Origin of the sequence: Agromyces flavus, assembly GCF_900104685.1 — a bacterium.
Classification (GTDB): Bacteria; Actinomycetota; Actinomycetes; order Actinomycetales; family Microbacteriaceae; genus Agromyces; species Agromyces flavus.
Genome location: NZ_LT629755.1, coordinates 1,449,636 through 1,471,810 on the forward strand (window position 1 = coordinate 1,449,636; position 22,175 = coordinate 1,471,810).

A 22,175-nucleotide genomic window follows, 5' to 3' on the forward strand; every position below is an offset into this window, starting at 1 on the left:
GGTGGGGGTCGCCGCGGTGCAGTTGGGGGGTCGCCGGGGCGAAGTCGCCAGTCTGCAGACCTTTCCTCCACGAGTCGTGCCCTTTTCCTGTGAAAGTCATCCAAATGGTCGACGTTTCCTCACGTCCCGAGGAGGTGTGAGGCCCTCGGGGAAGCCCGAGCACGGTCACTTCCGGGCGTGTGAGAAATCGGGATATCCCTGCCAGTCCCCCGGCCCGTGGGACCGCACGAACGCACGGTGAACGCGCTCGCATGCGCCCCGCAACGTGGTCCCCCAGCCGAGCAGGACGCCCTCGAATTCCGCGCGATACCGGACCTCGCCATCGACGCGGACGATCGTCACCCGGCCGTACTCGCGCCCGATCGAGTCGACGAGCCGCCACCGGCCCGGTTCGGGCTCGTCGGCGGCGAGAATCGGATGCCACGCGGCCAGTGCTGCTCCCTCCAGAGCGCCCCGGCCGACGTACTCCAATCGTACGTCGCCGCGCTCACGCGGGATGACCTCGGCGCAGCCGATCCCGGGCGTCACGCGGCCCGGACGTCTGGGTCGCCATCCATGCCGCGCGCCTGCGCCAGCGCCGGACCGGGAACTCCTCCGGCCAGTGGGACACGACCGAGTGCACGCCGCGACGTACTCGCAACGCTCCGCCGCCGGTGAGGGCCCGCATCGAGATCCCCATCCGGAGGCCGAGGTCGTACCGGAAGCGACGGCATGGGCCGAGGTGGACCGAGAGGTCCATGTCGTCATGCATGAGTTGATCGTGGCGATGGACCTCGTCGCGCACGGCCCGCCAGGCGTCGCGGCGGAGCGCGAGGTTGGAGCCGAACAGCGGCACGTGGCCGAGTGCCGGGGCGACCGTCGCGACATAGCTGCCGAGGTACAGCGCGGACAGCACGGAGCGCAGCGCGCGCGGTCCGTCGATGAAACGCGCCGGACCGGTGATCGCGTCGAGTGCGGCATCGCGTGCGAAGGCGTCGCGAATGCGCTCGATCCAGTCTGGCGGAGGGACGCAATCGGCGTCCAGTCGGGCGATCACCTCGCCGATCGCCTCGTCGTAGCCTCGTGCCGACGCGGCCGGGATGCCGGGCCGGAGCTCGGCCACGACACGGGCGCCCGCGTCGTGTGCGACGTCGGCGGAGCCATCCGTCGACCCGTTGTCGACCACGAGGACCTCGTCGGGCCGATCGCGCTGGTCGGCGAGCGCGGCCAGGCAGCGCCGGAGCAGCACCGCGTCGTCCTTCACGGGGATCACGACCGAGATGGTCGGCGCCGGGTCCATGCGCCCATCGTGCCGGATCGACACGAGGGCGCGGGAGGGCTTGCGCCGGAGGCGGAGATGGCGCAGCGCGGCGCGGCTCGCGCCGCGGCGCGGCTCGCGCCGCCGTCAGCCGACCGCGGGTCTCGCACTCCGGCCGCCGGCGGCAGCGGCGCGCCGCACGTGACTGCGCGCGTGCTCGACGGCGGCGGGGAGTTCGTCGAAGAGATGGCGGCGGTCCCGCAGCGAATCGATGACTCCGACCCGTCGCGCGAGCTCGAGGTGACGCCCCTGGATGCCCTTCACGAGCACCGTGACGCCACGCCGCTCGAGCGCGTGGATCAGCTCCGTGATCACCTGTGCGCCGGTGGCGTCGAGCAGCTGGAGCTGCGACATCCGGATGATCACGACGTCGACGTCGCGCAGGGCCGCGACCCGCTCGAGCATGCGTTCGGCCGCACCGAAGAACAGGGCCCCCTCGAGCCGGAACAGTGCCACCCGCTCGTCGCCCGGCTCGGCGGGTGCGGGAAGCTCCTCCCGGTGCACGCCGCTCGATCGGGCGACCGACCGGAGCGCGAGGAAGGCCGCGACCGCGACGCCCACGAGCACCGCCGTGATCAGGTCGACGCTCACGGTGATGATCGCGGTGCCGATGAAGACCGCCGCATCCGCGCGCGTGGATCCGAGGACGGTGCGCACGGTGGCAGCCGGGATCATGCGCGCCGCGGTCACCATGAGCACGCCGGACAGCGCGGCGAGCGGGATGGCGCCGACGACGGTGGCCCCGAGTGCGACCATGCCCGCGAGCAGCACCGCGTGCGCGATCGCCGCGAGCCGGGTCCGGCCTCCGGTGCGCACGTTCACCGCGGTGCGCGCGATCGCGCCCGTCGCGGGCATGCCGCCGAACGCGGCGGAGGCGATCGAGGCCAGTCCCTGGCCGACGAGCTCCCGGTCGGCGTCGTACGGCCCCGTGTCGGAGATGGAGGCCGCCACCCGTGCCGACAGCAGCGACTCGATGGCGGCGAGCGCGGCGACGGTCGCCGCCGGAAGCAGCAACGAGGCGAACGCCTCGGGGGCGATCACGGGGACGGCCGGCATCGGCAGCCCGCTCGGGAGGGCGCCGATCGTCGCGACGGGCAGGCCGGTGACCGCCGCGATCACGGTCACGACGATGATCCCGACCAGCGAGCCGGGCACGAGACGATGCAGCCGCGGTGCGATGAGCATGATCGCCGCGACCGCTGCGACGACGGCCAGCGACCACGCGGCATCCGGCCATGATGCGCGCATGACGGCGTCGACCGCGCCGATGACCGCATTCGCCCCCTCGGTCGCGGGCACGCCGACGGCGGACGGCACCTGCTGCAGGAAGATGATGACCGCGATGCCGAGCGTGAACCCCTCGATGACCGGCCACGGGATGAACGTGACCGCCCGGCCGAGCCGCAGCACGCCGGCCGCGAGCACCATGAGGCCGGCGAGAAGCCCGACGACGGCGAGCGCACCCAGTCCGTGGGTGGCGATGATGGGCGCGAGCACGACGACCATGGCGCCGGTCGGCCCCGACACCTGCACGTTCGACCCGCCGAACACGGCGGCCACGAGTCCGGCGATGATCGCGGTGACCAGCCCGCTGGCGGCGCCCGCGCCCGAGCTGACGCCGAACGCGAGCGCCAGCGGCAAGGCCACGACTCCGGCGGTGATGCCCGCCACGAGGTCGCCCCGCCACGTGCGTCGCAGGTCGCGGTAGTCCGCGGTCGAGGGCAGCAGTGAGCGGATGCCGCGCGCGGCACGCCGCACGGCGGTGTCCGTCACGCGCCGACCGCCGTCCCCGTCGCGGCCGGCAGCTCGGGCAGGTCCGTCTGCGCGACGAGCTGGCGCTCGGTCGCCTGGAGGATCTCGCCGAGCAGGGCACGCGCCACGCGGAGCAGGTCGGCGACCTGCGGGTACGCGAGCCGGTAGGCGACCTGGTTGCCACGCCGCTCCGCCGTGACGAGCCGGTAGTTCCGCAGCACCGAGAGGTGCTGGGACAGGTGCGACGCCTCGAGCCCGGTCGCGGCGAGCAGTTCGGCGACCGGCGTCTCGTCGGCGGGCGATGCGGCGAGCACCTCCAGCACGCGGACACGCACCGGGTGCGCGAGGCCCTTGAAGAGGTTGGCCTTGACCTCGTAGAGCGGACGACTGGCGTCGGTGAACACGGCGACTCCTTCATGGATTGATGAATCCATCAATCCATTATGCGTGATCCGACAGGATGTCCGGTCATCGGTTGCCGCATGCGCCTTCCACCATCAGACTGTCGCCCATGGGCCAGCCGGCCGCGCCCCCGCCCAGCCCGCTCGTGTTCGACACGCGCGGAGCGCCTCCGCGCGACCGGTTCGAACTGACCCGCGAGATCGCGCGTGGCCTCACGACACCGGTCGACCTCATCGCGCACGACCCGCAGCGCTTCCGGCTCCGCGTCGCGACCCACCGGCTCGGAAACGTCTCGCTCGTCCGCAACCAGGGCGTCGGCGCGAGCGTGTCGAGGACGGAGCGGATGTCCCGACGCGCCGACCACGCACGGCTGATCGTCGGCATCGCTGAGGCGCGCGGCACGTACGAGCGCGGCGTCGCACGTCCGACCGAGGTCATGCTGTACTCCTCGATCCGCAGCCACGTGTCGCGCCTCGACGGCATGCGACGCACGTTCGTCTCGGTCGACTACGACGACCTGCGCCTGCCGACCCGCATCGTCGAAGCGCAGCTTCACGCACCGATCCACGCGCGGAGCGGCATCGCGCACGTCGTCGCGACCTCGCTGCTCGCGATCGCCGAGCTCCGATTCGGCGACAGCACGGTCGACGCGACCTCGCTGAGGCGGCCGGTGATCGAGCTCGTGCGGAGCCTGCTGACGGTGACCGCCGGCGACGAGTTCCGCGCGCGCGAACCGCTGCGCGCGACGCTCGCCGAGCACATCCTGCGATTCATGGAGGACCGACTGGCCGATCCGTCGCTCAGCGTCGGCGTCGTCGCTCGCGCGCACCACATCTCCGACCGGTACGTGTACGCGATCCTCCAGTCGATGGGCATCGTGTTCGGCGACTGGGTGCGGACGCGACGCCTCGAGGAATGCGCGTCGATGCTCACCGACCCGTCCTCGCACGGGCTCACCGTGTCGGAGATCGCGTTCCGGTGGGGCTTCCGCGATCACTCCGCGTTCAGTCGCGCCTTCCACCGCTCGTACGGCGCTACGCCGACCGAGTGGCGCCGACGCTGGTCGTGATCCCGTCGCGCCCCCGTGGGCGGACGCGATCGTGCGGATCCGGCACAGCGGGAGTGCGGGCGGAGACGAGCGGACGCCACGAGTGCGGCGTACGCTCGCCGAGACCCGACCCCCGTATCGACGCCAGCGACTCGCGAAGGAGCCTCCATGTCCACCATCGTCCTCGTCCACGGCGCGTTCGCCGACGCATCCGGATGGAACGACGTCATCACCCGTCTGCAGCAGGACGGCCACACCGTGTACGCGCCCGCGAATCCGCTGCGCGGCCTCGAGTCCGACGCCGCGTACCTTCGGTCCTTCCTCGAGACGCTCGGGGGACCCGTCGTGCTCGTCGGCCACTCGTACGGCGGCGCGGTCATCACCAACGCGGCCACCGGTCTCGACCACATCGCCGCCCTGGTCTACATCGCGGCCTTCGCCCTCGACGAGGGCGAGGCGGTCGGTCAGGCGACGGGCCTCGGCGGCGAGGCCCCGGACCTGCTGGCGGTCACCGTCATCCGCCCGTTCCCGGGCGCGGCCGAGCGCGACGGCGACGCCTACCTGAACCCCGAGGTCTTCCCGCAGGTGTTCTGCCAGGACGTCGCCCCCGAACTCGCGGCCGCGATGGCCGCCGCCCAGCGGCCCGCGGCGCTCGCCTCGCTCGTGCAGCCCTCCGGGCCGCCGGCCTGGCGGAGCATCCCGAGCTGGTATCTCGTGGCGTCGTCCGATCGGGTCATCCCGCCGGCCGCCGAGCGTGCGATGGCGGCGCGCGCGGGTGCGACCACGGTGGAGATCGAGAGCTCGCACGTGGCGATGATCAGCCATCCCGACGAGGTCGCGTCGCTCATCCGCGACGCGGTCACGGCATCGGAGGAGGCGCAGGTGGCCTGAGCCCGATGCCCGCGGCGCGGGCGGGCTCGGCGTACGCCTCCGCCAGGTCGGCGACGGTCGCGTGCGCGTTCAGCCCGCTCGGATTCGGGACGACCCAGAGCTCCGCCCCGCCGAGCGTCTCGTCCTGGCGCCCGGCACGCGCCTTCGGCCGGTCGAATCCCTGCCGATAGGCCGTGAGTCCGACGATCGCGACGACCCGCGGATGCCACCGCGCCACGTCATCGCCGAGGCGCACCGCACCGGCGCGCAACTCGGCCCGGTCGAGCTCGTCGGCGCGCGCCGTCGCGCGGTGCACGAGATTGGAGATGCCGATTCCGGCGTCGAGGAACATGCGGCGGTCCTCCTCCGTGAAGCCGTCGGCGAAGCCGGGCAGCCGCGGGATCACGCCGGCCGCCGCGAGCGCCGGGTAGAACCGGTTCCCGGGGTGCGCGAAATGCGTGCCGGTCGCCGCGGTCCAGAGGCCCGGGTTGATCCCGACGAACACGAGCCTGGGGTGCGCCGGCATGAGGTCGTCCACGCTCCGGCCGCGGAACGACTCGAGTTCGGCGCGCGTGAATCCCATCGGCGTCCCCTACTCCGGGCCCGTCCGCCCGGCTCCGCGCGCGGCGCGCGCCACGCGCGCGAGCACGTGCCGCGTGGCGAAGACGTGCGCGCCGGTGCCCAGGAGCAGGCCCCGATATGCGGCGCCCTGCCGACCGGGGAAGATCGCACGAGTCTCCGCATGCACCCGGCTGCGGTCGGCACCGGCGCCCTCGACGCGGAACACGAGTTCGTAGTCGGAGTACCGATGCCGGCCGGCCAGAGTCAGCATGATCGGACGCTCGGCCGTCACGACGTGGAATCCCGGCACGCTCGAGCACGCGGCGAGCGGCCGCGGGCCGGACCGTCCGGTGTCCTCGCAACCGAGCAGCCTCGCGCCGCACGCGCTGCCGATCGACTCGACCACGTCCTCGAGCGCCGACCACACCGCGTCGCGGTCGGCCGCGACGTCGACCGCGTGCTCGTCGACGTACGGCAGCTCCGGCACGATGCCCGCTCGGCGAAGGTGGTCGACGAGATGGGTCGTGAGGGGCATCGCATGGAGTTCGTCGACGCCGACCCAGCGTGCGTCGTCGGCATCGTCGCCGTGGCCGAGCACGCCGCCCGTGACGCGCGCGGCGAAGTCGTGCACCTCGAACTCCCTCCCCTCACCGGCCGGCACGCGCACCGTCCACAGCTCGCGTCCGACCTCCACCTCGAGGCCGGTCTCCTCCCGCGTCTCCCTGGCAGCGGTCGCCTCCAACGATTCGCCGGGTTCGACCCGACCGCCCGGAACCGACCACCGGCCGCGCTGCGGCGAGCGCCCGCGCTTGACGAGCAGCACCCGGCCGGCATCGTCGACGATCACCGCACTCGCCGCCGCCACGACCTCCATGCCACCACCGTAGGACGCTCGCCGCGGCGGGGCAGCCGGGCGCGCACGATCCCGCGCAGGTCGCGGCGCCGCACGTACGGGTCCGCCCATGAGCGCGAGTCGTCGGATGCCTCGGAGTCGTCGCCGAGCACGAGGTAGCCGTCGGCGGGCACCGCGAACCGGCCACGATAGCCGCCGGCCGGGCGCGCGACGGGCTCGGCCACGGGCGCGCCATCCGCTCGCACCATGCCGCCGGCGATCTCGATGCGCTCGCCGGGCAGGCCGACGACGCGCTTGACGAGCGCGCCGCCGCGCAGGCGCGAACGGAACACGACGAGGTCACCCCGTCGGACGCGGGTGCCGCGGCGCAGCCGCGACGTCACGAGCAGATCGCCCGGCTCGAGCGTGGGTCGCATGGATCCGGAGCGGACCAGCGTCGTGAACACGCCGAACCGATGGACGAGCAGTGCGCCGACGGCGACGCCGGCGAGCGCGGCGACGATCCGCGCGACCGAGCGGCCCGCGCGGTCAGCGGTGCGCGTGGTGGGTCCCGTGCTCGTCACCCGACGCGGACCCGTGCGCGTGGCCGTGCTCGTCCCCTTCGGCGAGGTGGAAGAACGCCACGTACGCGGCGATGTACGCGCGCGCCGCGGCGAGGTCGTCGACGTCGAAGTCCTTCGTCGCGAGGACCCGGTCGAAGCGGTTCCTGAGCTCGGGCAGCTGCTCTCCCGGTACGAGGGCCTCGAGTGCCGCGAGGTCGCCCTCGGCGATGCATCGGTCGGCCGCGACGACCTTCGCGTCGATCGGCTCGCCCGAGGGCCGGATGCCGGTGAAGGGCTCGCCCTCCCCCGCGCGGTGCAGTCGCACGAGCGTGTCGAGGAAGTACCGGTCGGCGAGCTCGCGAGCGTCGTCGCCCAGGACGCGCACCCGGCGCGCGAGCTCGAACGCCTCGCGCACCTCGGCCTCGTGCGCCTCGTCCACCCACTTCAGTGCGTGGTTCGCCTCGCCCGAGTCGAGCGCGCGCCGGCCGTCGGCGACCGTGGGCCCGTCCATGGTGTCGCAGTGCGCACGCGCGGGCCTCACGAACGCCAGGGCGAGGGCGACGGATGCCGCGACGGCGGCGAGCAGGCGGGTGACGAGGTGCATGCCGTCCTCCCTTCCGCACGTGGACCTGCGGCACTGCGAGCCACGGAACCAGCCTACGAACCGAGCCCGTCGTCAGAGGGGACCTTCGCCCCTGATCGCGACCGGCGCGCAGGGGCACCGTGGGGCGCATGGACACGGTGGTCTCGACCCCGGTCGGACGTGTGCGCGGTGCCGTCGTCGACGGCGTCCACGTCTTCCTCGGCATCCCGTACGCGGCGCCCCCGTTCGGCAGGCGGCGCCTACGCCCGCCCGAGCCGGTCGATCCGTGGGACGGCGTGCGGGACGCGACCGAGCTCGGACCCGAGCCGCCGCAGGTCGCACCGCCGTCCGCCGGGGCGCCGGGCGAGGGCGCGTCGGGTGATTGGTCCGACGTCGGCGAGGCGTTCGCGCGCGTGACGCGCGCCGCGCCATCCGAGGACGTGCTCAACCTCGACCTGTGGACGCCCGACCCGGGTGCGCGCGGGCTGCCCGTGATGGTGTGGATCCAGGGCGGGATGTTCGAGCTCAGCTCGACCGCCGCGTACGACGGCAGCACCTTCGCGCGCGACGGCGTCGTGTGCGTCGTGATCAACTGGCGGCCGGGAGCCGAGGGATTCCTCAACCTCGGTGACGGCATCGCGAACGTCGGGCTGCTCGACCAGGTCGCTGCGCTGACCTGGGTGCGCGAGAGCATCGCCGCGTTCGGCGGCGATCCCGACAATGTCACGGTGTTCGGCGAGTCGGCCGGGGCCATGGCCATCGGCATGCTGCTCGGGATGCCGAGCGCCGAAGGCCTGTTCCGGCGCGCCATCCTGCAGAGCGGAGCGGCGCATCGCGTGATGCCCGACGCCGACGCCCGCCGCATCGGAGCGCACTTGGCCGAGCTCCTCGGCGTGCCGCCCGAGCGCCGGGCGATCGCCGAGGCCGGCATCGACCGCCTGCTCGAGGCGCAGGCGCGGTTGAAGGACGAGCTCATGGCCGATCCGGACCCGGCTCGTTGGGGCGCGGAGGTCGTCGCGACCATGATGCCGTGGGAGCCGTCGGTCGACGGCGAGGTGATCCCCGCGCCGCCGGTCGAGCGGATCGCGGCCGGCGCGGCGCGCGACATCGACCTGATCATCGGGAGCAACGTCGACGACTGGCGCCTGTGGAGCGTGGTCGGCGGCGTCTTCGCCACGATCACCGATGAGATCATGTCCGGTCCGGTCGAGCGCTTCGGCTATCAGTCGCTCGCCGCGTACGGGCTCTCGCCCGACGCGGCGCTCTCGGCGTACCGGGCCCGGCACCCGCAGGCCTCGGCGGGCGATGTCTTCGCGCTCGTGCAGACCGACTGGTGGATCCGGGTGCCCGCGCTCCGGCTCGCCGACGCGCACGCCGGTATGGAAGGGCGCACGTACATGTACGAGTTCGCCTGGTCCTCGCCGGGCCTCGGCGCGGTGCACGCCCTCGAGATCCCCTTCGTGTTCGGCAGGCTCGGCCCCGACGTGCCGTTGTTCGGGCCGATGCTCGGAGCGGACGCACCGCAGGAACTCGCCGACACCATGCATCGCGCGTGGATCGCCTTCGCGTCGACCGGCGATCCCGGCCCCGAATGGCCGCGATACGACCTCGACCGGCGTGCCACGATGCGCTTCGACGTGTCCTCGCAGGTCGTGCCCGACCCGCGCGCATGGGAGCGGGAGCTCTGGAACGGCGTCCGGTGAGGTCGGATGTCGCGGGGCGGTGAGACGCGGGCGGGCGAGCCGGGCTACGTCGTCCGTCGCATCCCTCGCGAGCGGCGTCCCGTGCTCGACCGCCTCGTGGGCGCGAGCCGCCGGCACCAGGTGCACGCGCTCGTCGAGCTCGACGTCTCCGAGGCGCGGCGTCGGATGGCGCGAGCCGAGCCGCACGTGTCGTGGACCGGGTTCGTCATCGCCACCCTGGCGCGCGCCGTGGCCGCCCATCCGGAGGTGAACGCACGTCGGGCCGGCGATCGTATCGTCACGTTCGACCGGGTCGACGTGGGGTCGACCGTCGAACGGCACTGGCAGGGTCGCACCGTGCTCGACATCGTCACGGTGCGCGACGCGGACCGGCAGTCCCCCGCCGACGTGTCCGCCCTGCTCCGCGCCACCAAGCACGGCCCCGGCGAGTCGCACGAGCCACGCGGCGGGATGCGCGTGGTGCTGCGCCTGCCGGGACCCGTGCGGCGCACGGTCATCCGCATCGCAGGCACCCGGCCGCGGATCGCCGCCTCATTCGGGCCGGCCGTCGGCGTGACGTCGATCGGCATGTTCTCGAGCGCATGGGGATGGGCCATCCCGGTCGCGCCGCTGACGATCATCGCGACCGTCGGCGGCGTGGTGGAGCGACCGGTCGTGCGCGACGGCGAGGTGGTGGTGCGCCCGATGCTGCCGCTCACGCTGACCTTCGACCATGCCGTCGTCGACGGCGCGCCCGCGACGCGCTTCACCGAGACGCTCCGCGAGCTCGTCGAGACCGCGGCCGTGCTGCCCGATCCCGAGGCGACCCCGTGATCAGCGCGCCAGCACCCGAGTCGCCGTGATCGGCCACGGGAAGAGGCGGGTGCGGGCCACGCCGAGGATCTCGCCGGCCGGGACGAACGACTCTCGCCACCGGCGGGGGTCGTGCGCATCATCGCGCCGGTCGCCGAGCACGAAGACCCGATCGGCCGGCACGGTGAACGAACCGCGGAACGCCCGTGAGCGGCGGGCGTACGGCTCGAACAGCGGCTCCCCGTTGAGCACCACGACGCCGTCCTCGGCGAACCGCACATGGTCGCCGGCAAGGGCGATCATGCGCCTGACCCGCGGCTTCGGGTCATCCGGAACACGGAAGACGAGGATCTCGCCTCGCCGCAGCCGTTTGACGCCGCGCACGCGGCTCGCCAGCAGGACGTCGCCTTCCTCGAGCGCGGGGCGCATCGCATCGGAGCGCACCACCGTCATGAATGCCGCAGGACGGATGTCCACCGATGCTCCCTCCGGCCCGCGGGGGCAGCGGCGCCACGCGCCAGACTAGGGGCTCCGCGGCCTCGCTCGCGCGACTGTCCACAGGTCGGGTCATCGAGCACTGAATGCGTCGAGGAAACGATCGCGGAAGGCGCTCATCGGCCAGACGGGTGCATCGGCGTCCGGCAGCATCCCGTCGGGCCACTGCCATCCCTCGATCGATTCGAAGACGGCGGGGTCCTTCGCGATGATGCTGATCGGCACGTCGTGTCCGGCGTCCCGGCCGCTCACGGCCGCCATCGGCTGGTGGTCGCCGAGCACCACCAGCACGAGATCGGGGTCATCGCGTTCGTGCAGGAACGCGAACGTCGCGCCGAGCGAGTACTCGATCGAGGCGGCGTACGCCCGCCGCACTCGCTCGGGATCCTGCCAGAGCTCGGTCGCGGACTCCCCCCGGGCGAACTGGGCCTCGTACACCGAGCTGTCGTCGACGTCCGACGAGGGGACGAGCTCTGGAAGCGGCGTCCACGGCGAGTGCGAGGAGACGAGGTCCACCTCGGCCATGATCGGCCGGGAATCATCCGCGAGCACCTGGTCGTCGACGTAGGTCCACGTGTACTGGTCGGGCACCCGCGCGTATCCGAACCTCGGCCCTCGATAGCCGAGGTCGTTCACGTCGAGCATCGTGTCCCAGCGGTAGAACGAGGCGCCGAGCGGCCACGGTTCGGTGTTCGACGGGATGACGCCGACCGTGCGCCATCCGGCTTCCCCGAACGCGGCACTCAGCGTCAAGCGACCGCTCCGCATCACCTTGCTGTACAGGGTCTGGCGGTCGACCCACAGTCCGGTGTGGAACGTCGAATGGGCGAGCCAGCTCAGGCCCCCGAACGTCGGCGACGTGAGGAAGGCGGTTCGGGACGTGTAGCCGTCCACGCGGAGCTGCGCTTCCCCGTCGCGCAGCACCTGCCGGACGCCGTCGGAGAAGCCGTCGCCCTCCACGGCGACCCTGCCGTAGCTCTCGACGAACGCGAACACGACGTCCTTGCCCTGCAGCGCGGTCAGCAGGTCCGATCGGGGCGCATCCCGATAGGGATCCGTCGCGATCTGCCGCGACAGTTCCGCGGCCGCCGCGAGCCCGTCGGCGGCGTGGTCGACCGACTCGCCGATCGCCTGCACGGACGCTGTCGGTGCGGCCGGCTGCCCCGCCAACTGCGAGCCCGTGAGGGCGATGACGGTCCACGCGGCGATGAACGCGGCGATCATCGTCTGCCCGCGGACGCGGCGCCGCAGCGCCGTGCCCACGCGCAGCGCCGCAAACGAGAGCACCAGCACGAGCCCGACCGCGACGAGCGCGAGGAGTACGATCACGCCTCTCGCGGCGCCGGCGCCGACGGATCCCTCGAGGACGCCGAACGCGTCGCCGAGCTGCGGCCATTCGAGCGGATCGAAGGGGATGTCGAGCGCCGACCGGTAGCCCGCATCGATCCCGGCAAGGAGGATCGCGACGACGACGACGATCGCGAAGCCGGTCGCGAGCACTCCGCGTGCGAGGCGCCACGGAAGCAGGCAGAGCAGCGCCAGCACCAGGATCGATTCACCCGGGAGGCCCACGAGCGCCGCCGGATCGCCGTCGGCCAGTGCTCGCGGCAGCAGTGGGACGAGGGCGAGCAGCAGGATCGCGACCGCAGAAGCCACCCATCCGAGCGCGGGAGGTGCCGACCTCGGTGAACTCTTTCCCCCGCTGTCTCGTGTCATCGCTAGCGTCTCCGCCGGAGGCCCCGATCGGAAGCGGGTTCGACCATGACTGCGAACACGGGTGCGACCATGACCAGAAGCTCCAGCACGACCCTGTTGTGGACCATGCGGATCCTCAGTGCGATCGTGCTCCTGGTCGTCGGCGGAATCCACCTCTATCTGGTCTTCGTCGGCGTCGGCGGCCTGCTCGGCGTGCTCTTCGTCCTGAACGCCATCGCGGGGCTCGTGCTGGCCATCGGCATGCTGGTCCTGCACGGCCGGCTGCTCGGCATCACGACCGTCCTGAGCCTGCTCTTCGTCATCGCCACGCTCTCGGCGCTCCTGCTCGCGCTCACGGTCGGGCTCTTCGGCATCACCGAGACGTGGGACTTCACCCTCGTCCCCGAGACGGTCGTCATCGAGTCGATCGGCATCGTGGTGCTCGCCGTCGCCACGGTGGTCGTGGTCCGCACCCCGCGGACGGCGTGACCGAGGCGCCTCCGCACCCGCGCCGGTGGGCGAGTCGATCACGACGCGTCCACCTCGGCCGGCAAGGCCCGCCGGCGGCCGCGAGCCGGGCTGTCGGCGCTGCTGCGGTGCATCGCCAGCCACAGTACGTCGCGGCCGAAGGATTCGGCGAGCAGCACCAGCGCGACACCGACGAGCACGCCCGCGACGGCTTGGACCACGCCCGACGCCGCCACCGCCAGCGCGATCCCCTGCACGGCCGTCACGACCTTGCGCCAGTACCGCGGCGGCAGCTGTCCCCGCAGCCAGGGAACGAGCCATCCCGCCGCGACGAACACGTAGCGCATGAGGCCGATCGCGAGGACCCAGAGCCCCAGGATCTGCGACACGTAGCCACTGAGCACGAGGAGCAGGAACGCGTCGACCTCCATGTCGAAGCGAGCCCCGAGCTCGGTGATGGAATCGGTGCGACGCGCGACCCAGCCGTCCACGGCGTCCAGGGCGAGCGCCGGGACCACCAGTCCGATCAGCAGCGGCACGGAGATCGGCTCGGAGAAGGATGCGGCGACGAGTCCCGTGATGATGCCGACGAGCGCCGATCTCGTCGCCGTGACGACGTTCGCCCAGCCGAAGCGACGAGTGGCGCGACGATGCAGGGCGCGCAGCACCAGCACAGTGCTCACCGCGAGGTATGCCATCCCCGCGATCCAGCCGATCGTGGGCGACCCGCCGGACGCCTGGATCGCCGCGAGGCCCGCGGCACCGAGCAGCGCCGACCCGATGGGCGCGAGCCGAACCTGCTCGCGCGCCATCACGTGTCCTTGTTCGAGAGCGTCGCACGGAGCATATTCATGTATACGGCGGAGATCGCCGGATGGTTCACCGAGGGGGAAGCACGATTGCGTGAGGCCGTGGCGTTCTGGGTCGACGAGCCGGGCGTCGGGACCCTGCGCCGTGAGCCGATCGAGCGTCCAGGCGAGGACGAGGTGCTCGTGCGCACCCGCTGGACGGGCGTCAGCCGCGGAACCGAGGCATCCGTCTTCCAGGGGCATGTACCCCCGAGCGAGTACGACCGCATGCGCGCGCCCTTCCAGGAGGGCGAGTTCCCCGGGCCGGTGAAGTACGGCTATCTCAACGTCGGCGTGGTCGAGGAGGGTCCCGATCCGCTGCGGGGTCGCACGGTCTTCACCCTGTTCCCGCACCAGTCCGCGTTCGTCGTCCCGGCCGACGCAGTGGTCGCCGTTCCCGCCGGCGTGCCCGCTCGACGCGCGGTGCTGGCCGGAGCCGTCGAGACCGCGGTGAACGTGCTGTGGGACGCCGCGCCCCTGATCGGCGACCGCGTCACGATCGTGGGGGCGGGCATGATCGGATGCTGCGTCGCACGACTGGCCCGCGGCATCCCCGGCCTCGAGGTGGTGCTCGTCGACGTGGATCCCTCGCGTCGGGTCGTCGCCGATCGGCTCGGCGTCGGATTCGCCGAGCCCGACGACGCTCCGCGGAGCCGCGACCTGGTCGTCAACGCCAGCGGATCCGGGGCAGGGCTGCAGCTCGCGCTCGAGTCCATCGTCACCGACGGCGAGGTGATCGAGGCCAGCTGGTACGGCGACCGTCCCGTCACGCTCGCACTGGGCGCCGACTTCCACTCGCGCCGCCTGACCATCCGTGCGAGCCAGGTGGGGGCCGTCGCGCGGCGGCGGCGCGGCACGCGGTCGACCGGCGATCGGCTGGGGCTCGCGCTCGAACTCCTGAAGGACGAGGCTTTCGACGCGCTGCTCACCGGCGACTCCCCCTGGAACCATCTGCCCGCGGTGATGGCGGCGCTCGCCGACGGGCAGGGCACCGAGCTCTGCCACACGATCGATTGGACGGACGCCCCGTGACCTACACCGTGACCGTGCGGGACCACATCATGATCGCCCACAGCTTCGCCGGCGAGGCATTCGGTCCCGCACAGCGACTGCACGGTGCGACCTTCATCGTCGACGCGACGTTCCGAGCGGGCGAGTTGGACCCGGACGGCGTGGTCGTCGACATCGGCCTGGCGTCCGAGGCGCTCGGCGAGATCACCGCCGAGCTGAACTACCGCAACCTCGACGACGAACCCCAGTTCGCCGGGATGAACACGACGACCGAGCGCCTGTGCCAGGTCATCGCCGATCGCCTCGCCGAGCGTGCCGCGGGCGGACGGCTCGGCGCCGCCGGCGAACGACTGTCGTCGATCGAGGTCATCCTCCACGAGTCCCACGTCGCGTGGGCGAGCTACGAGCGGACGGTGTGAGCTGCGATGACGGGCCCGACCGTGCACTTCCTCGTTCCCGACGGCATCGACGACGCCGAGCGCGTCAGCGGGGGCAACGTCTACGATCGGCGGATCGCCGACGGACTGCGAGCGCGGGGCCTGCACGTTCGGATGGTGCCGGTGCCGGAAGCGCGCACGGCCGAGGTGGCGGGCGCGTTGTCCAACGTGCCCGACGACGGCGTCGTCCTCATCGACGGCCTGATCGCCGTCCCCGCGTCGGCGGCGCTGAGCGCGAACGCGGCGCGACTTCGGATCGTCGTGCTCGCGCACATGGTCGCGAGCACGCTGTCCGAGGCGCACAACGGCACGCGCAGCACCGAAGGCGAACGCGAGGCGCTGCACGCGGCACGAGCGGTGATCACGACGAGCGACTGGACGCGCTCCGCGCTGATCGCCCGAGCACTCGCCGCGCCCGATCGGATCGCGGTGGCGCGTCCGGGCACCGACCCGGTCCCGGCCGCGCCGGGCTCCGAAACGGGCGCCCGGCTGCTCACCGTCGGAGCCGTCGCACCGCACAAGGGACAGGACGTCCTCGTCGACGCACTGGCGGGCATGACCGACCTGCCGGATTGGACCTGCTGGGTCGTGGGCTCCCTCGACGCCGACCCCGACTTCGCGCTCCAGACGAGGGAGGCGATCCGATCCGCCGCGCTCGCCGAGCGAGTCGCGCTCACGGGGGTGCTCTCGGGCCCGCTGCTCGAGGACGCCTATCGCTCGGCCGACCTCGTCGTCGCACCGTCGAGGTCGGAGAGCTACGGGATGGTCGTTGCCGAGGCGCTGGCGCGCGGCATCCCGGTCGTCGCCTCGTGCGTGGGTGGAGTTCCGGAGGCGATCGCCGGCAGCCCGGCCGGGGTCCTCGTCCCATCGGGCGATCCCGGGGCGTTGCGGGCCGTCCTGCGTCGGTGGCGGGGGGATGCCGGGTGGCGTGCCGCATTCAAGGCGGAGGCCATGGACTCGCGCACGACGCGGCCGAGCTGGGAGGAGCCCGTCGGGATCATCGCCGAGGTGCTGGGCGAGGTGGGCGCGCGGGCAGACGCCCTCGGGCGCGAACGGCGGGCCGCCGGATGAGCGAGATCATCGAGGTGAGCCGCGACTGGCTGAAGCTGCGAGAGCCTGAGGATGCGCGCGCCAGGTCGGCTCGACTCGCCCGTGCCGCCCTCCGCCGCCTCCGACCGGGTCCGATCACGATCCACGACCTCGGGAGTGGAACGGGCTCGATGATGCGATGGCTCGTACCGCAGTCGCCCGGTCCGCAGACCTGGGTGCTGCACGACTGGAACTCCGACCTGATCGATCGCGCCGCGGACGGCATCGCCCCGCTCGATCGCGACGGCCGGCCCGTCGCGATCCTGACGCGCACCGGCGAGCTCTCCGAGCTCGACGCCGACCACCTCGACGGAGCGTCCCTCGTGACCGCGTCCGCGCTGCTCGACGTGCTGACGTCCGACGAGATCCGCGCGGTCGTCCGGGCGTGCGTGGCCGTCGGATGCCCCGTGCTGCTGAGCCTGAGCGTGACCGGCGAGGTGGGCCTCGAGCCTCCGGATCCTCACGACGACGTGGTCGCGGCCGCCTTCAATGCGCACCAGGAACGCCACGCCGGCGGACGACGGCTCATGGGGCCGGCCGGCGCCGCACATGCGGAACGCCTGTTCCTCGAGGCCGGATGGAGCGTCCGAACGGCGCGCAGCCCCTGGCGGCTCGGCGATCACGAGCCTCGCCTCCTCGAGCGGTGGTTCGAGGGATGGCTCGATGCGGCGCTCGAGCAGCGCCCCGATCTGCGCGACGACGGCACGGCGTACGGTGCGCTCCGTTCCGCGCAGGTGCGACGCGGTGCGCTCTCCGCCGTCGTCCAGCACACCGACCTGATGGCGTGGCCCTGATGTCCGCGGCAGGCTGCGCAACCCGGGTCCGCGTCATCGGGTCATCGACGCGGTTCCGCCTCGTGGCACGTACGCTCGCGGGCCTCGCGGTGCTGGTCGCGGTCGTCGCCGGTGTCGGCTCCGAGCCGTTCCTGCGTGCGCTGTCGAGCGTCGATCCCGGCCTGGTCTTCGTCGCGCTCGTGCTCTCGGCCGTCGCCACGGTCGCGGCGGCGTGGCGCTGGAGCACCATCGCGGGTCGACTCGGCGTCGCCCTGGGTGTGCGCGAGGCCGTCGCGTGGTACTACCGCTCCCAGTTCCTGAACACCGTGGTGCCCGGCGGGGTCGTCGGTGACGTCGAGCGAGCCGTCACGCAGGGGCGCGACGCGGGGAACCTCCCGCAGGCCGCTCGCGCCGTCGTGATCGAGCGCACCGTGGGGCAGCTCGTGCAGGTCGCGATCGCCGTCCTCGTCCTCGTGTACCTGGGGTCGGAGTTCCAGGGAGTGCTGTTGCCGGTACTGGGCATCGGCCTCGTGCTGCTCGTCCTCGCGGTTCTCGGAACGGCCGCATCGAGCGCCCGGGCACGTCGGGCGATGCGTCGCGAGCTCGGCGAACTCGCGGCGGGCATCGGATCCCCCGTTGTCCTCCTCCGCGTCGTCATCGCCTCGGTGGTGGTCGTGGGATGTCACGTGGCGACCCTCGGCGTCGCGGTCGCGGCGGTCGGGGCCAGCGTGCCGCCGCTTCGCCTCGCCGCGCTCGCCCTCGTCGTCCTCGTCTCCGGATCCATCCCGCTGAACGTCGGCGGATGGGGCCCGCGTGAGGGCGTCGCGGGCTGGGCCTTCGCCGTCGCCGGGCTGGGCGCCTCCACGGGCGTGGCCGCATCCGCACTCTTCGGCGTCCTCACGATGATCTCCGTCGCACCGGGACTCGTCGTCGCGGTGGGGTCGACGGTTCGCCGAGCACGCACCCACTCGGCGACGCCTCCCGCCGTGCTCACCGTCGCGCATCGGGGGGTGGGATCGTGATCGATCGGCCGTACGTGATCCTCAGCGCGGCGATGTCGATCGACGGCTTCCTCGACACCGCTGCCCCGCCACGGCTCGCGCTCTCGAACGCGGAGGACTTCGATCGCGTCGACGAGGTGCGCGCACAGAGCGACGCGATCCTGGTCGGCGCCCGCACCGTGCGCCTCGACAATCCACGACTGCTGGTGCGGAGCGAGGAGCGACGGAGGCGACGCGAAGACGAAGGCCTGTCGCCGTCGCCGTGGAAGGTGACGCTGACCGCGAGCGGCGAGCTCGATCCGACGTCGGACTTCTTCGCCTCGGGGCACTCGACGAAGCTCGTCTACTGCCCCCGGGCCGCGTTCCACGATCTGCGTGCTCGGCTCGGGGACCTCGCCACCGTCGTGCCCGTGGGCGACCAGGTCAGCGTGTCGGCGCTCGTCGGCGACCTGCACGACCGGGGCGTGCGCTCGCTGCTCGTCGAGGGCGGCGGAACCACGATCACGCAGTTCCTGGAGGCCGACCTCGCCGACGAACTGCAATTGGCCATCGCCCCGTTCTTCGTGGGCGACCAGCGAGCCCCCCGGTTGATCGGCGACGGCTCGTTCCCGTGGAATGCCGACCGTCGCGCCCCCCTCGCAGAGAGCCGCCGAGTCGGCGACATGGTGCTGCTGAGGTACGCGCTGTCGGAGCGCTGCGACCGCTAGGTCGATCGCGCCGTGGCATCAGCCGACGGGCTCGTCGGCGCCCATCGCGCGAGCGATCACCCCGAAGTCGTGCTCGGTGATCTCGAGGTGACCGCGTCGCAGCTTCAGGCCCCAGTTCGGGTCGTCGCGGGTGAGGTCGAGCACATGGAGCAAGGGAGCGATCGGCGCGGAGGTCGCATCGGCGTAGCGGACGTCGCGGCGCCACGGCCGGAATCCGGCCATGTGGTTCGCATCGGCCTCGGCCTGGTACACGTCGCCATCGGCGACCCGCCCGATGGCGGTGAACTCGCGGAGCGGCTCGCCGTCGGGGAAGCTCGCCCGCGGCGAGTAGTAGACGAACCCGTCGCCCGGACGCATGCGCTGCACGCCGCCCCGCTTGCCGTGGTTGGTCTGCGCGATCCCCCATTCGACACCGAGCAGTACATGATCCTGCTGGACCACCCCGAGCCAGTACCTGGTCATGCTCCCATCGTGTCACCGGCCGCGGACACCGGATGGCGCGGTCACGTCGCCGTCGTGTCCGCGGGTCCTTGCGGTGGAGTCCTCCGGGGTGCGATCCTGCGCATGACTCCACAGGTCTGGAATGACGCGATCTGAAGGACGGCAGATGGTCGTGCCCAGCCGAGCAGGCTTCCCCGGTGCCCAGGACGCGTTCGTCCGCGACCTCGCGCAGGTGTCGGTCGACGACCTGGCAGCGGTCGGAGGCAAGGCCGCGAACGTCGGTGCGCTGATGCGTGTCGGCTTCGACGTGCCGCCGGGCTTCTGCGTGACCACGGAGGCCTACCGCCAGGTGGTGCGGGGCACGCCCGTCGAGGACGGAACCATCGCGGATCCGCGGGCCGCCCGCGAAGCGATCCTCGCCGCGGCGTTCCCCGAGCCCGTGGCCGCGGCCGTGCGCGAGGCCTACGCCCGCCTCGAGCCCGGTGGCGGCCCGGTGGCGGTGCGATCGTCGGCCACCGCCGAGGACCTGCCCGGCGCGAGCTTCGCCGGCCAGCAGGACACCTACCTCGACGTCACCGGCATCGAGGACGTGCTCGACGCCGTGCATCGGTGCTGGGCGTCGCTCTGGACCGACCGGGCGGTCGCCTATCGCGCCGCCCAGGGCATCGACGGCTCTGGCGTGGCGCTGGCCGTGGTCGTGCAGCGGATGGTCGACGCGCGGGCCGCGGGTGTGCTGTTCACCGCCGATCCCGTGACCGGCCGACGGCGGCAGGCGGTGATCGACGCGGCACCCGGTCTCGGCGAGGCCGTGGTGTCCGGCGCCGTGGATCCCGATCGCTTCGTCGTCGACACCGTGACGGAGCGGATCCTGGACCGGCGGCCCGGCGGTTCGCCCATCGGGCGGGAGCCCTGCCTGACGGACGCGGAGGCGCGGGCGCTCGCGTCGCTCGGCGACCGTGTCGAGGACTCGTTCGGGAGTCCGCAGGACATCGAGTGGGCCGTGGACACGGCCGGACGCACATGGCTCGTGCAGTCCAGGCCGATCACCACGCTGTATCCGGTCCCGGTGCGCGACGCAGCGGTGTCCCCCGACGACGCCCGCGTCTACTTCTGCATCAGCCTCGCCCAAGGCCTGCACCGACCGATCACGCCGATGGGCATCGCCGCCTTCCGCCTGATCGGCTCGGGGTTCCTCGACCTCATCGGCCGCAGGCCGGAGCGGATCCTCGACGGACCGGGAGGCTTCGCGGTCGGCGGCGGCCGGATCTTCCTCGATGCGACCCCGATCGTGCGATCGGCCGTGGGCCGGGAGATCTTCCCTCGCGCGCTCGACGTCATGGAGGCACGATCGGCCGTGGTGCTGCGCGAGCTGTTCACTGACCGGCGGTTCTCGGTACTGCCCCGTTCCCGCCGCCGCTTCGCGAGGGGCGCGCTGCATCTCGCAGCCCGCGTCCGCCTGCCGCTCCTGGTCGGCCAGGCAGTGATCAGCCCGGCAGCCGCGCGGCGCCGGGTGCGGCGGCTCGCCGTCGAGGTCCGGTCGAGGGACGTGCCGGCAGGCGGCGACATCCCGACCCGCGTGGACGCGGTCGCCGAGCTCCTCTTCCGGGCGATGCCGCTCGCCCCGCGCAGCCTGCCCGGCGCGGTCGTCGGATTCGCGCTGCTCGGCCTCGCCGGGCGGCTCTCGCGCGGGTCGAGAGGATCGGGCGAACTGCAGACCGTGCTGAGGAGCGTGCCCTACAACGTCACGACGGAGATGGACCTCGAGCTGTGGCGGGTCGCCGTGCGGGCCCGGGCCGACGCCGAGTCGAGGTCGGCGCTCGCGACCCGCACGCCGCGCGAACTCGCCGCCGGGTACCGTGCCGGCACCCTGCCCGTCGTCCTGCAGCAGAGCATGGCGGATTTCCTCGACCGCTACGGCCACCGCGCGGTGGCCGAGATCGACCTCGGCATGCCGCGGTGGTCCGAGGACCCCGCCCACCTGTTCGGCGTGCTGACCGGATACCTGCGGCTGGATCCGGACGCCGCCACGCCCGAGCAGCACTTCGCGGATGGCGCGCGCGACGCCCGCGCCATGATGCTCACGCTCGTCCGCCGTGCCCGCCGGCGCGGCCGCCTTCGCGCCGCCGGCGTGCGCTTCTGCCTGCGGCGTGCTCGCGCGCTCGTCGGGCTGCGCGAGATGCCGAAGTTCCTCATCGTCACGGCGATGAGCCGCGCGCGGACGGCCATGCTCCGGATCGGCAGCGAGCTCGCGGATTCGGGCCGGATCGCAGCGCCCGGCGACGTGTTCTTCCTCGACTTCGACGAGGTGAAACGCGCCGCCGCCGGCGAGGACCTGCGGGCGGCCGTGAGCGAGCGCCGGCAGCGATACGACGCCGAGCTCCGGCGACGGCACGTGCCCCGAGTGCTGCTCTCGGACGGGACGGAACTCGAGGCGATCGGGTCCGGGTCCGTGGCGGACAGAGCGGGCGTCCTCCGCGGCACGCCCGCATCCGCGGGAACCGTCACGGCGGCCGCACGCGTCATCCTCGATCCGGTCGACGCCCACCTCGAGCCCGGCGAGATCCTGGTCGCGCCCTCGACCGATCCGGGGTGGACGCCCCTGTTCCTCACGGCCGGCGGTCTCGTGATGGAGATGGGCGGTGCGAACAGCCACGGCGCCGTCGTGGCGCGGGAATACGGCATCCCCGCGGTCGTCGGGGTACCTGGGGCGACGGAGGCGATCGCGACCGGCGCGGAGGTGACGATCGACGGGGCGAGCGGCGTCGTGACGCTTGCGGCTGGCGGTCGATAGGACGGGGTTAGCAAGC

23 protein-coding genes are annotated in these 22,175 nt (G+C 72.7%); 12 read left to right on the forward strand and 11 right to left on the reverse strand.

Going from position 1 to position 22,175, the window contains the following annotated elements; translation table 11 throughout:
- Window positions 1-487 precede the first annotated feature (487 nt).
- The 3 genes from BLT99_RS06870 to BLT99_RS06880 all read right to left on the reverse strand — a co-directional run bounded on the left by BLT99_RS06870 (window position 488) and on the right by BLT99_RS06880 (window position 3,483).
- Window positions 488-1,279: a glycosyltransferase family 2 protein gene (locus BLT99_RS06870; RefSeq protein WP_092670423.1), complete on the reverse strand. Its 792-nt coding sequence runs from the start codon at window positions 1,277-1,279 to the stop codon at window positions 488-490.
- Window positions 1,280-1,384: 105 nt separating this feature from the next.
- Entirely contained in the window at window positions 1,385-3,070 is a 1,686-nt protein-coding gene (locus tag BLT99_RS06875; protein WP_229724829.1) for a SulP family inorganic anion transporter, read from the reverse strand.
- Entirely contained in the window at window positions 3,067-3,483 is a 417-nt protein-coding gene (locus BLT99_RS06880) for an ArsR/SmtB family transcription factor (RefSeq protein ID WP_092670425.1), read from the reverse strand. Before BLT99_RS06880 ends, BLT99_RS06875 begins: the two co-directional genes overlap by 4 nt.
- A 77-nt stretch (window positions 3,484-3,560) precedes the next feature.
- Between BLT99_RS06880 and BLT99_RS06885 the strand changes: the two genes are divergently transcribed.
- Both BLT99_RS06885 and BLT99_RS06890 read left to right on the forward strand, forming a co-directional pair.
- On the forward strand, window positions 3,561-4,520 hold the full coding sequence (locus BLT99_RS06885; protein WP_157674952.1) for a helix-turn-helix transcriptional regulator: 960 nt from the start codon (window positions 3,561-3,563) through the stop codon (window positions 4,518-4,520).
- A gap of 147 nt (window positions 4,521-4,667) precedes the next feature.
- Window positions 4,668-5,390 carry an alpha/beta fold hydrolase gene (locus BLT99_RS06890; protein WP_092670429.1) on the forward strand — a complete coding sequence of 241 codons (723 nt, stop codon included), beginning with the start codon at window positions 4,668-4,670 and terminating at the stop codon, window positions 5,388-5,390.
- Here BLT99_RS06890 and BLT99_RS06895 read toward each other — a convergent pair.
- From BLT99_RS06895 to BLT99_RS06910, 4 genes are read right to left on the reverse strand one after another with little or no spacing between them, the layout of a single operon-like run.
- Complete coding sequence (locus BLT99_RS06895) at window positions 5,359-5,952, reverse strand: mismatch-specific DNA-glycosylase (protein WP_092670431.1); 594 nt, start codon at window positions 5,950-5,952, stop codon at window positions 5,359-5,361. The two genes, BLT99_RS06890 and BLT99_RS06895, sit on opposite strands and share 32 nt — an antisense overlap.
- 9 nt (window positions 5,953-5,961) lie before the next feature.
- Entirely contained in the window at window positions 5,962-6,804 is an 843-nt protein-coding gene (locus BLT99_RS17560; RefSeq protein WP_157674953.1) for an NUDIX domain-containing protein, read from the reverse strand.
- Window positions 6,774-7,346 carry a signal peptidase I gene (lepB, locus tag BLT99_RS06905; protein ID WP_092670433.1) on the reverse strand — a complete coding sequence of 191 codons (573 nt, stop codon included), beginning with the start codon at window positions 7,344-7,346 and terminating at the stop codon, window positions 6,774-6,776. The genes BLT99_RS17560 and lepB (BLT99_RS06905) overlap by 31 nt, the downstream gene beginning before the upstream one ends.
- On the reverse strand, window positions 7,312-7,929 hold the full coding sequence (locus BLT99_RS06910; RefSeq protein ID WP_092670435.1) for a DUF6448 family protein: 618 nt from the start codon (window positions 7,927-7,929) through the stop codon (window positions 7,312-7,314). The genes lepB (BLT99_RS06905) and BLT99_RS06910 overlap by 35 nt, the downstream gene beginning before the upstream one ends.
- A gap of 128 nt (window positions 7,930-8,057) precedes the next feature.
- Here BLT99_RS06910 and BLT99_RS06915 point away from each other — a divergent pair, with 128 nt between their 5' ends.
- Both BLT99_RS06915 and BLT99_RS06920 read left to right on the forward strand, forming a co-directional pair.
- The gene (locus tag BLT99_RS06915; RefSeq protein WP_092670437.1) at window positions 8,058-9,611 is read left to right on the forward strand and encodes a carboxylesterase/lipase family protein; all 1,554 of its coding nucleotides are present in this window, start codon (window positions 8,058-8,060) and stop codon (window positions 9,609-9,611) included.
- A 6-nt stretch (window positions 9,612-9,617) separates the two neighbouring features.
- Entirely contained in the window at window positions 9,618-10,424 is an 807-nt protein-coding gene (locus tag BLT99_RS06920; protein ID WP_092670439.1) for a 2-oxo acid dehydrogenase subunit E2, read from the forward strand.
- On the opposite strand, the gene lepB (BLT99_RS06925) is transcribed toward BLT99_RS06920, so the two are convergent.
- The gene (lepB, locus tag BLT99_RS06925; protein ID WP_092670441.1) at window positions 10,425-10,880 is read right to left on the reverse strand and encodes a signal peptidase I; all 456 of its coding nucleotides are present in this window, start codon (window positions 10,878-10,880) and stop codon (window positions 10,425-10,427) included. It lies immediately after the preceding gene.
- A 90-nt stretch (window positions 10,881-10,970) separates the two neighbouring features.
- A complete protein-coding gene (locus tag BLT99_RS06930) occupies window positions 10,971-12,614 on the reverse strand; it encodes an alkaline phosphatase family protein (protein ID WP_157674954.1) in 1,644 nt (547 codons plus the stop codon).
- A 69-nt stretch (window positions 12,615-12,683) separates the two neighbouring features.
- On the opposite strand from BLT99_RS06930, the gene BLT99_RS06935 reads away from it, so the two are divergent.
- A complete protein-coding gene (locus BLT99_RS06935; RefSeq protein ID WP_092675770.1) occupies window positions 12,684-13,082 on the forward strand; it encodes a hypothetical protein in 399 nt (132 codons plus the stop codon).
- A gap of 38 nt (window positions 13,083-13,120) precedes the next feature.
- Here BLT99_RS06935 and BLT99_RS06940 read toward each other — a convergent pair whose 3' ends face one another.
- Window positions 13,121-13,873, reverse strand: a complete 753-nt coding sequence (locus BLT99_RS06940) for a CDP-alcohol phosphatidyltransferase family protein (RefSeq protein WP_092670445.1) — start codon at window positions 13,871-13,873, stop codon at window positions 13,121-13,123.
- Window positions 13,874-13,912: 39 nt separating this feature from the next.
- Between BLT99_RS06940 and BLT99_RS17845 the strand changes: the two genes are divergently transcribed.
- From BLT99_RS17845 to BLT99_RS06965, 6 genes are all read left to right on the forward strand, one after another.
- Window positions 13,913-14,941, forward strand: a complete 1,029-nt coding sequence (locus BLT99_RS17845; protein ID WP_229724830.1) for a zinc-dependent alcohol dehydrogenase — start codon at window positions 13,913-13,915, stop codon at window positions 14,939-14,941.
- Window positions 14,938-15,339 (forward strand): 6-pyruvoyl trahydropterin synthase family protein, encoded by a 402-nt coding sequence (locus BLT99_RS17850; protein ID WP_197675527.1) that lies wholly within the window; start codon window positions 14,938-14,940, stop codon window positions 15,337-15,339. Before BLT99_RS17845 ends, BLT99_RS17850 begins: the two co-directional genes overlap by 4 nt.
- Window positions 15,340-15,345: 6 nt before the next feature.
- Complete coding sequence (locus BLT99_RS06950) at window positions 15,346-16,428, forward strand: glycosyltransferase family 4 protein (protein WP_092670446.1); 1,083 nt, start codon at window positions 15,346-15,348, stop codon at window positions 16,426-16,428.
- On the forward strand, window positions 16,425-17,240 hold the full coding sequence (locus BLT99_RS06955; RefSeq protein ID WP_092670448.1) for a hypothetical protein: 816 nt from the start codon (window positions 16,425-16,427) through the stop codon (window positions 17,238-17,240). Before BLT99_RS06950 ends, BLT99_RS06955 begins: the two co-directional genes overlap by 4 nt.
- A 62-nt stretch (window positions 17,241-17,302) precedes the next feature.
- Window positions 17,303-18,241 carry a lysylphosphatidylglycerol synthase transmembrane domain-containing protein gene (locus tag BLT99_RS06960; RefSeq protein ID WP_157674955.1) on the forward strand — a complete coding sequence of 313 codons (939 nt, stop codon included), beginning with the start codon at window positions 17,303-17,305 and terminating at the stop codon, window positions 18,239-18,241.
- Complete coding sequence (locus BLT99_RS06965) at window positions 18,238-18,927, forward strand: RibD family protein (protein WP_092670452.1); 690 nt, start codon at window positions 18,238-18,240, stop codon at window positions 18,925-18,927. Before BLT99_RS06960 ends, BLT99_RS06965 begins: the two co-directional genes overlap by 4 nt.
- A gap of 18 nt (window positions 18,928-18,945) precedes the next feature.
- Here the strand turns inward: BLT99_RS06965 and BLT99_RS06970 are convergent, their stop codons facing one another.
- On the reverse strand, window positions 18,946-19,389 hold the full coding sequence (locus BLT99_RS06970; RefSeq protein WP_092670454.1) for an EVE domain-containing protein: 444 nt from the start codon (window positions 19,387-19,389) through the stop codon (window positions 18,946-18,948).
- Window positions 19,390-19,534: 145 nt separating this feature from the next.
- Here BLT99_RS06970 and BLT99_RS06975 point away from each other — a divergent pair, with 145 nt between their 5' ends.
- The gene (locus BLT99_RS06975) at window positions 19,535-22,159 is read left to right on the forward strand and encodes a PEP/pyruvate-binding domain-containing protein (RefSeq protein WP_092670456.1); all 2,625 of its coding nucleotides are present in this window, start codon (window positions 19,535-19,537) and stop codon (window positions 22,157-22,159) included.
- The last annotated feature ends 16 nt before the right edge of the window (window positions 22,160-22,175 follow it).

What these genes read in the sequence shown, in the direction of transcription:
- BLT99_RS06870 (WP_092670423.1), bottom strand. Translation starts at nt 1,279, where the DNA reads ATGGACCCGGCGCCGACCATCTCGGTCGTGATCCCCGTGAAGGACGAC.
- BLT99_RS06880 (WP_092670425.1), bottom strand. Translation starts at nt 3,483, where the DNA reads ATGGATTCATCAATCCATGAAGGAGTCGCCGTGTTCACCGACGCCAGT.
- BLT99_RS06885 (WP_157674952.1), top strand. Translation starts at nt 3,561, where the DNA reads ATGGGCCAGCCGGCCGCGCCCCCGCCCAGCCCGCTCGTGTTCGACACG.
- BLT99_RS06890 (WP_092670429.1), top strand. Translation starts at nt 4,668, where the DNA reads ATGTCCACCATCGTCCTCGTCCACGGCGCGTTCGCCGACGCATCCGGA.
- BLT99_RS06895 (WP_092670431.1), bottom strand. Translation starts at nt 5,952, where the DNA reads ATGGGATTCACGCGCGCCGAACTCGAGTCGTTCCGCGGCCGGAGCGTG.
- BLT99_RS17560 (WP_157674953.1), bottom strand. Translation starts at nt 6,804, where the DNA reads ATGGAGGTCGTGGCGGCGGCGAGTGCGGTGATCGTCGACGATGCCGGC.
- BLT99_RS06910 (WP_092670435.1), bottom strand. Translation starts at nt 7,929, where the DNA reads ATGCACCTCGTCACCCGCCTGCTCGCCGCCGTCGCGGCATCCGTCGCC.
- BLT99_RS06915 (WP_092670437.1), top strand. Translation starts at nt 8,058, where the DNA reads ATGGACACGGTGGTCTCGACCCCGGTCGGACGTGTGCGCGGTGCCGTC.
- BLT99_RS06920 (WP_092670439.1), top strand. Translation starts at nt 9,618, where the DNA reads ATGTCGCGGGGCGGTGAGACGCGGGCGGGCGAGCCGGGCTACGTCGTC.
- BLT99_RS06930 (WP_157674954.1), bottom strand. Translation starts at nt 12,614, where the DNA reads ATGACACGAGACAGCGGGGGAAAGAGTTCACCGAGGTCGGCACCTCCC.
- BLT99_RS06935 (WP_092675770.1), top strand. Translation starts at nt 12,684, where the DNA reads ATGACCAGAAGCTCCAGCACGACCCTGTTGTGGACCATGCGGATCCTC.
- BLT99_RS06940 (WP_092670445.1), bottom strand. Translation starts at nt 13,873, where the DNA reads ATGGCGCGCGAGCAGGTTCGGCTCGCGCCCATCGGGTCGGCGCTGCTC.
- BLT99_RS17845 (WP_229724830.1), top strand. Translation starts at nt 13,913, where the DNA reads ATGTATACGGCGGAGATCGCCGGATGGTTCACCGAGGGGGAAGCACGA.
- BLT99_RS06950 (WP_092670446.1), top strand. Translation starts at nt 15,346, where the DNA reads ATGACGGGCCCGACCGTGCACTTCCTCGTTCCCGACGGCATCGACGAC.
- BLT99_RS06955 (WP_092670448.1), top strand. Translation starts at nt 16,425, where the DNA reads ATGAGCGAGATCATCGAGGTGAGCCGCGACTGGCTGAAGCTGCGAGAG.
- BLT99_RS06970 (WP_092670454.1), bottom strand. Translation starts at nt 19,389, where the DNA reads ATGACCAGGTACTGGCTCGGGGTGGTCCAGCAGGATCATGTACTGCTC.
- BLT99_RS06975 (WP_092670456.1), top strand. Translation starts at nt 19,535, where the DNA reads ATGGTCGTGCCCAGCCGAGCAGGCTTCCCCGGTGCCCAGGACGCGTTC.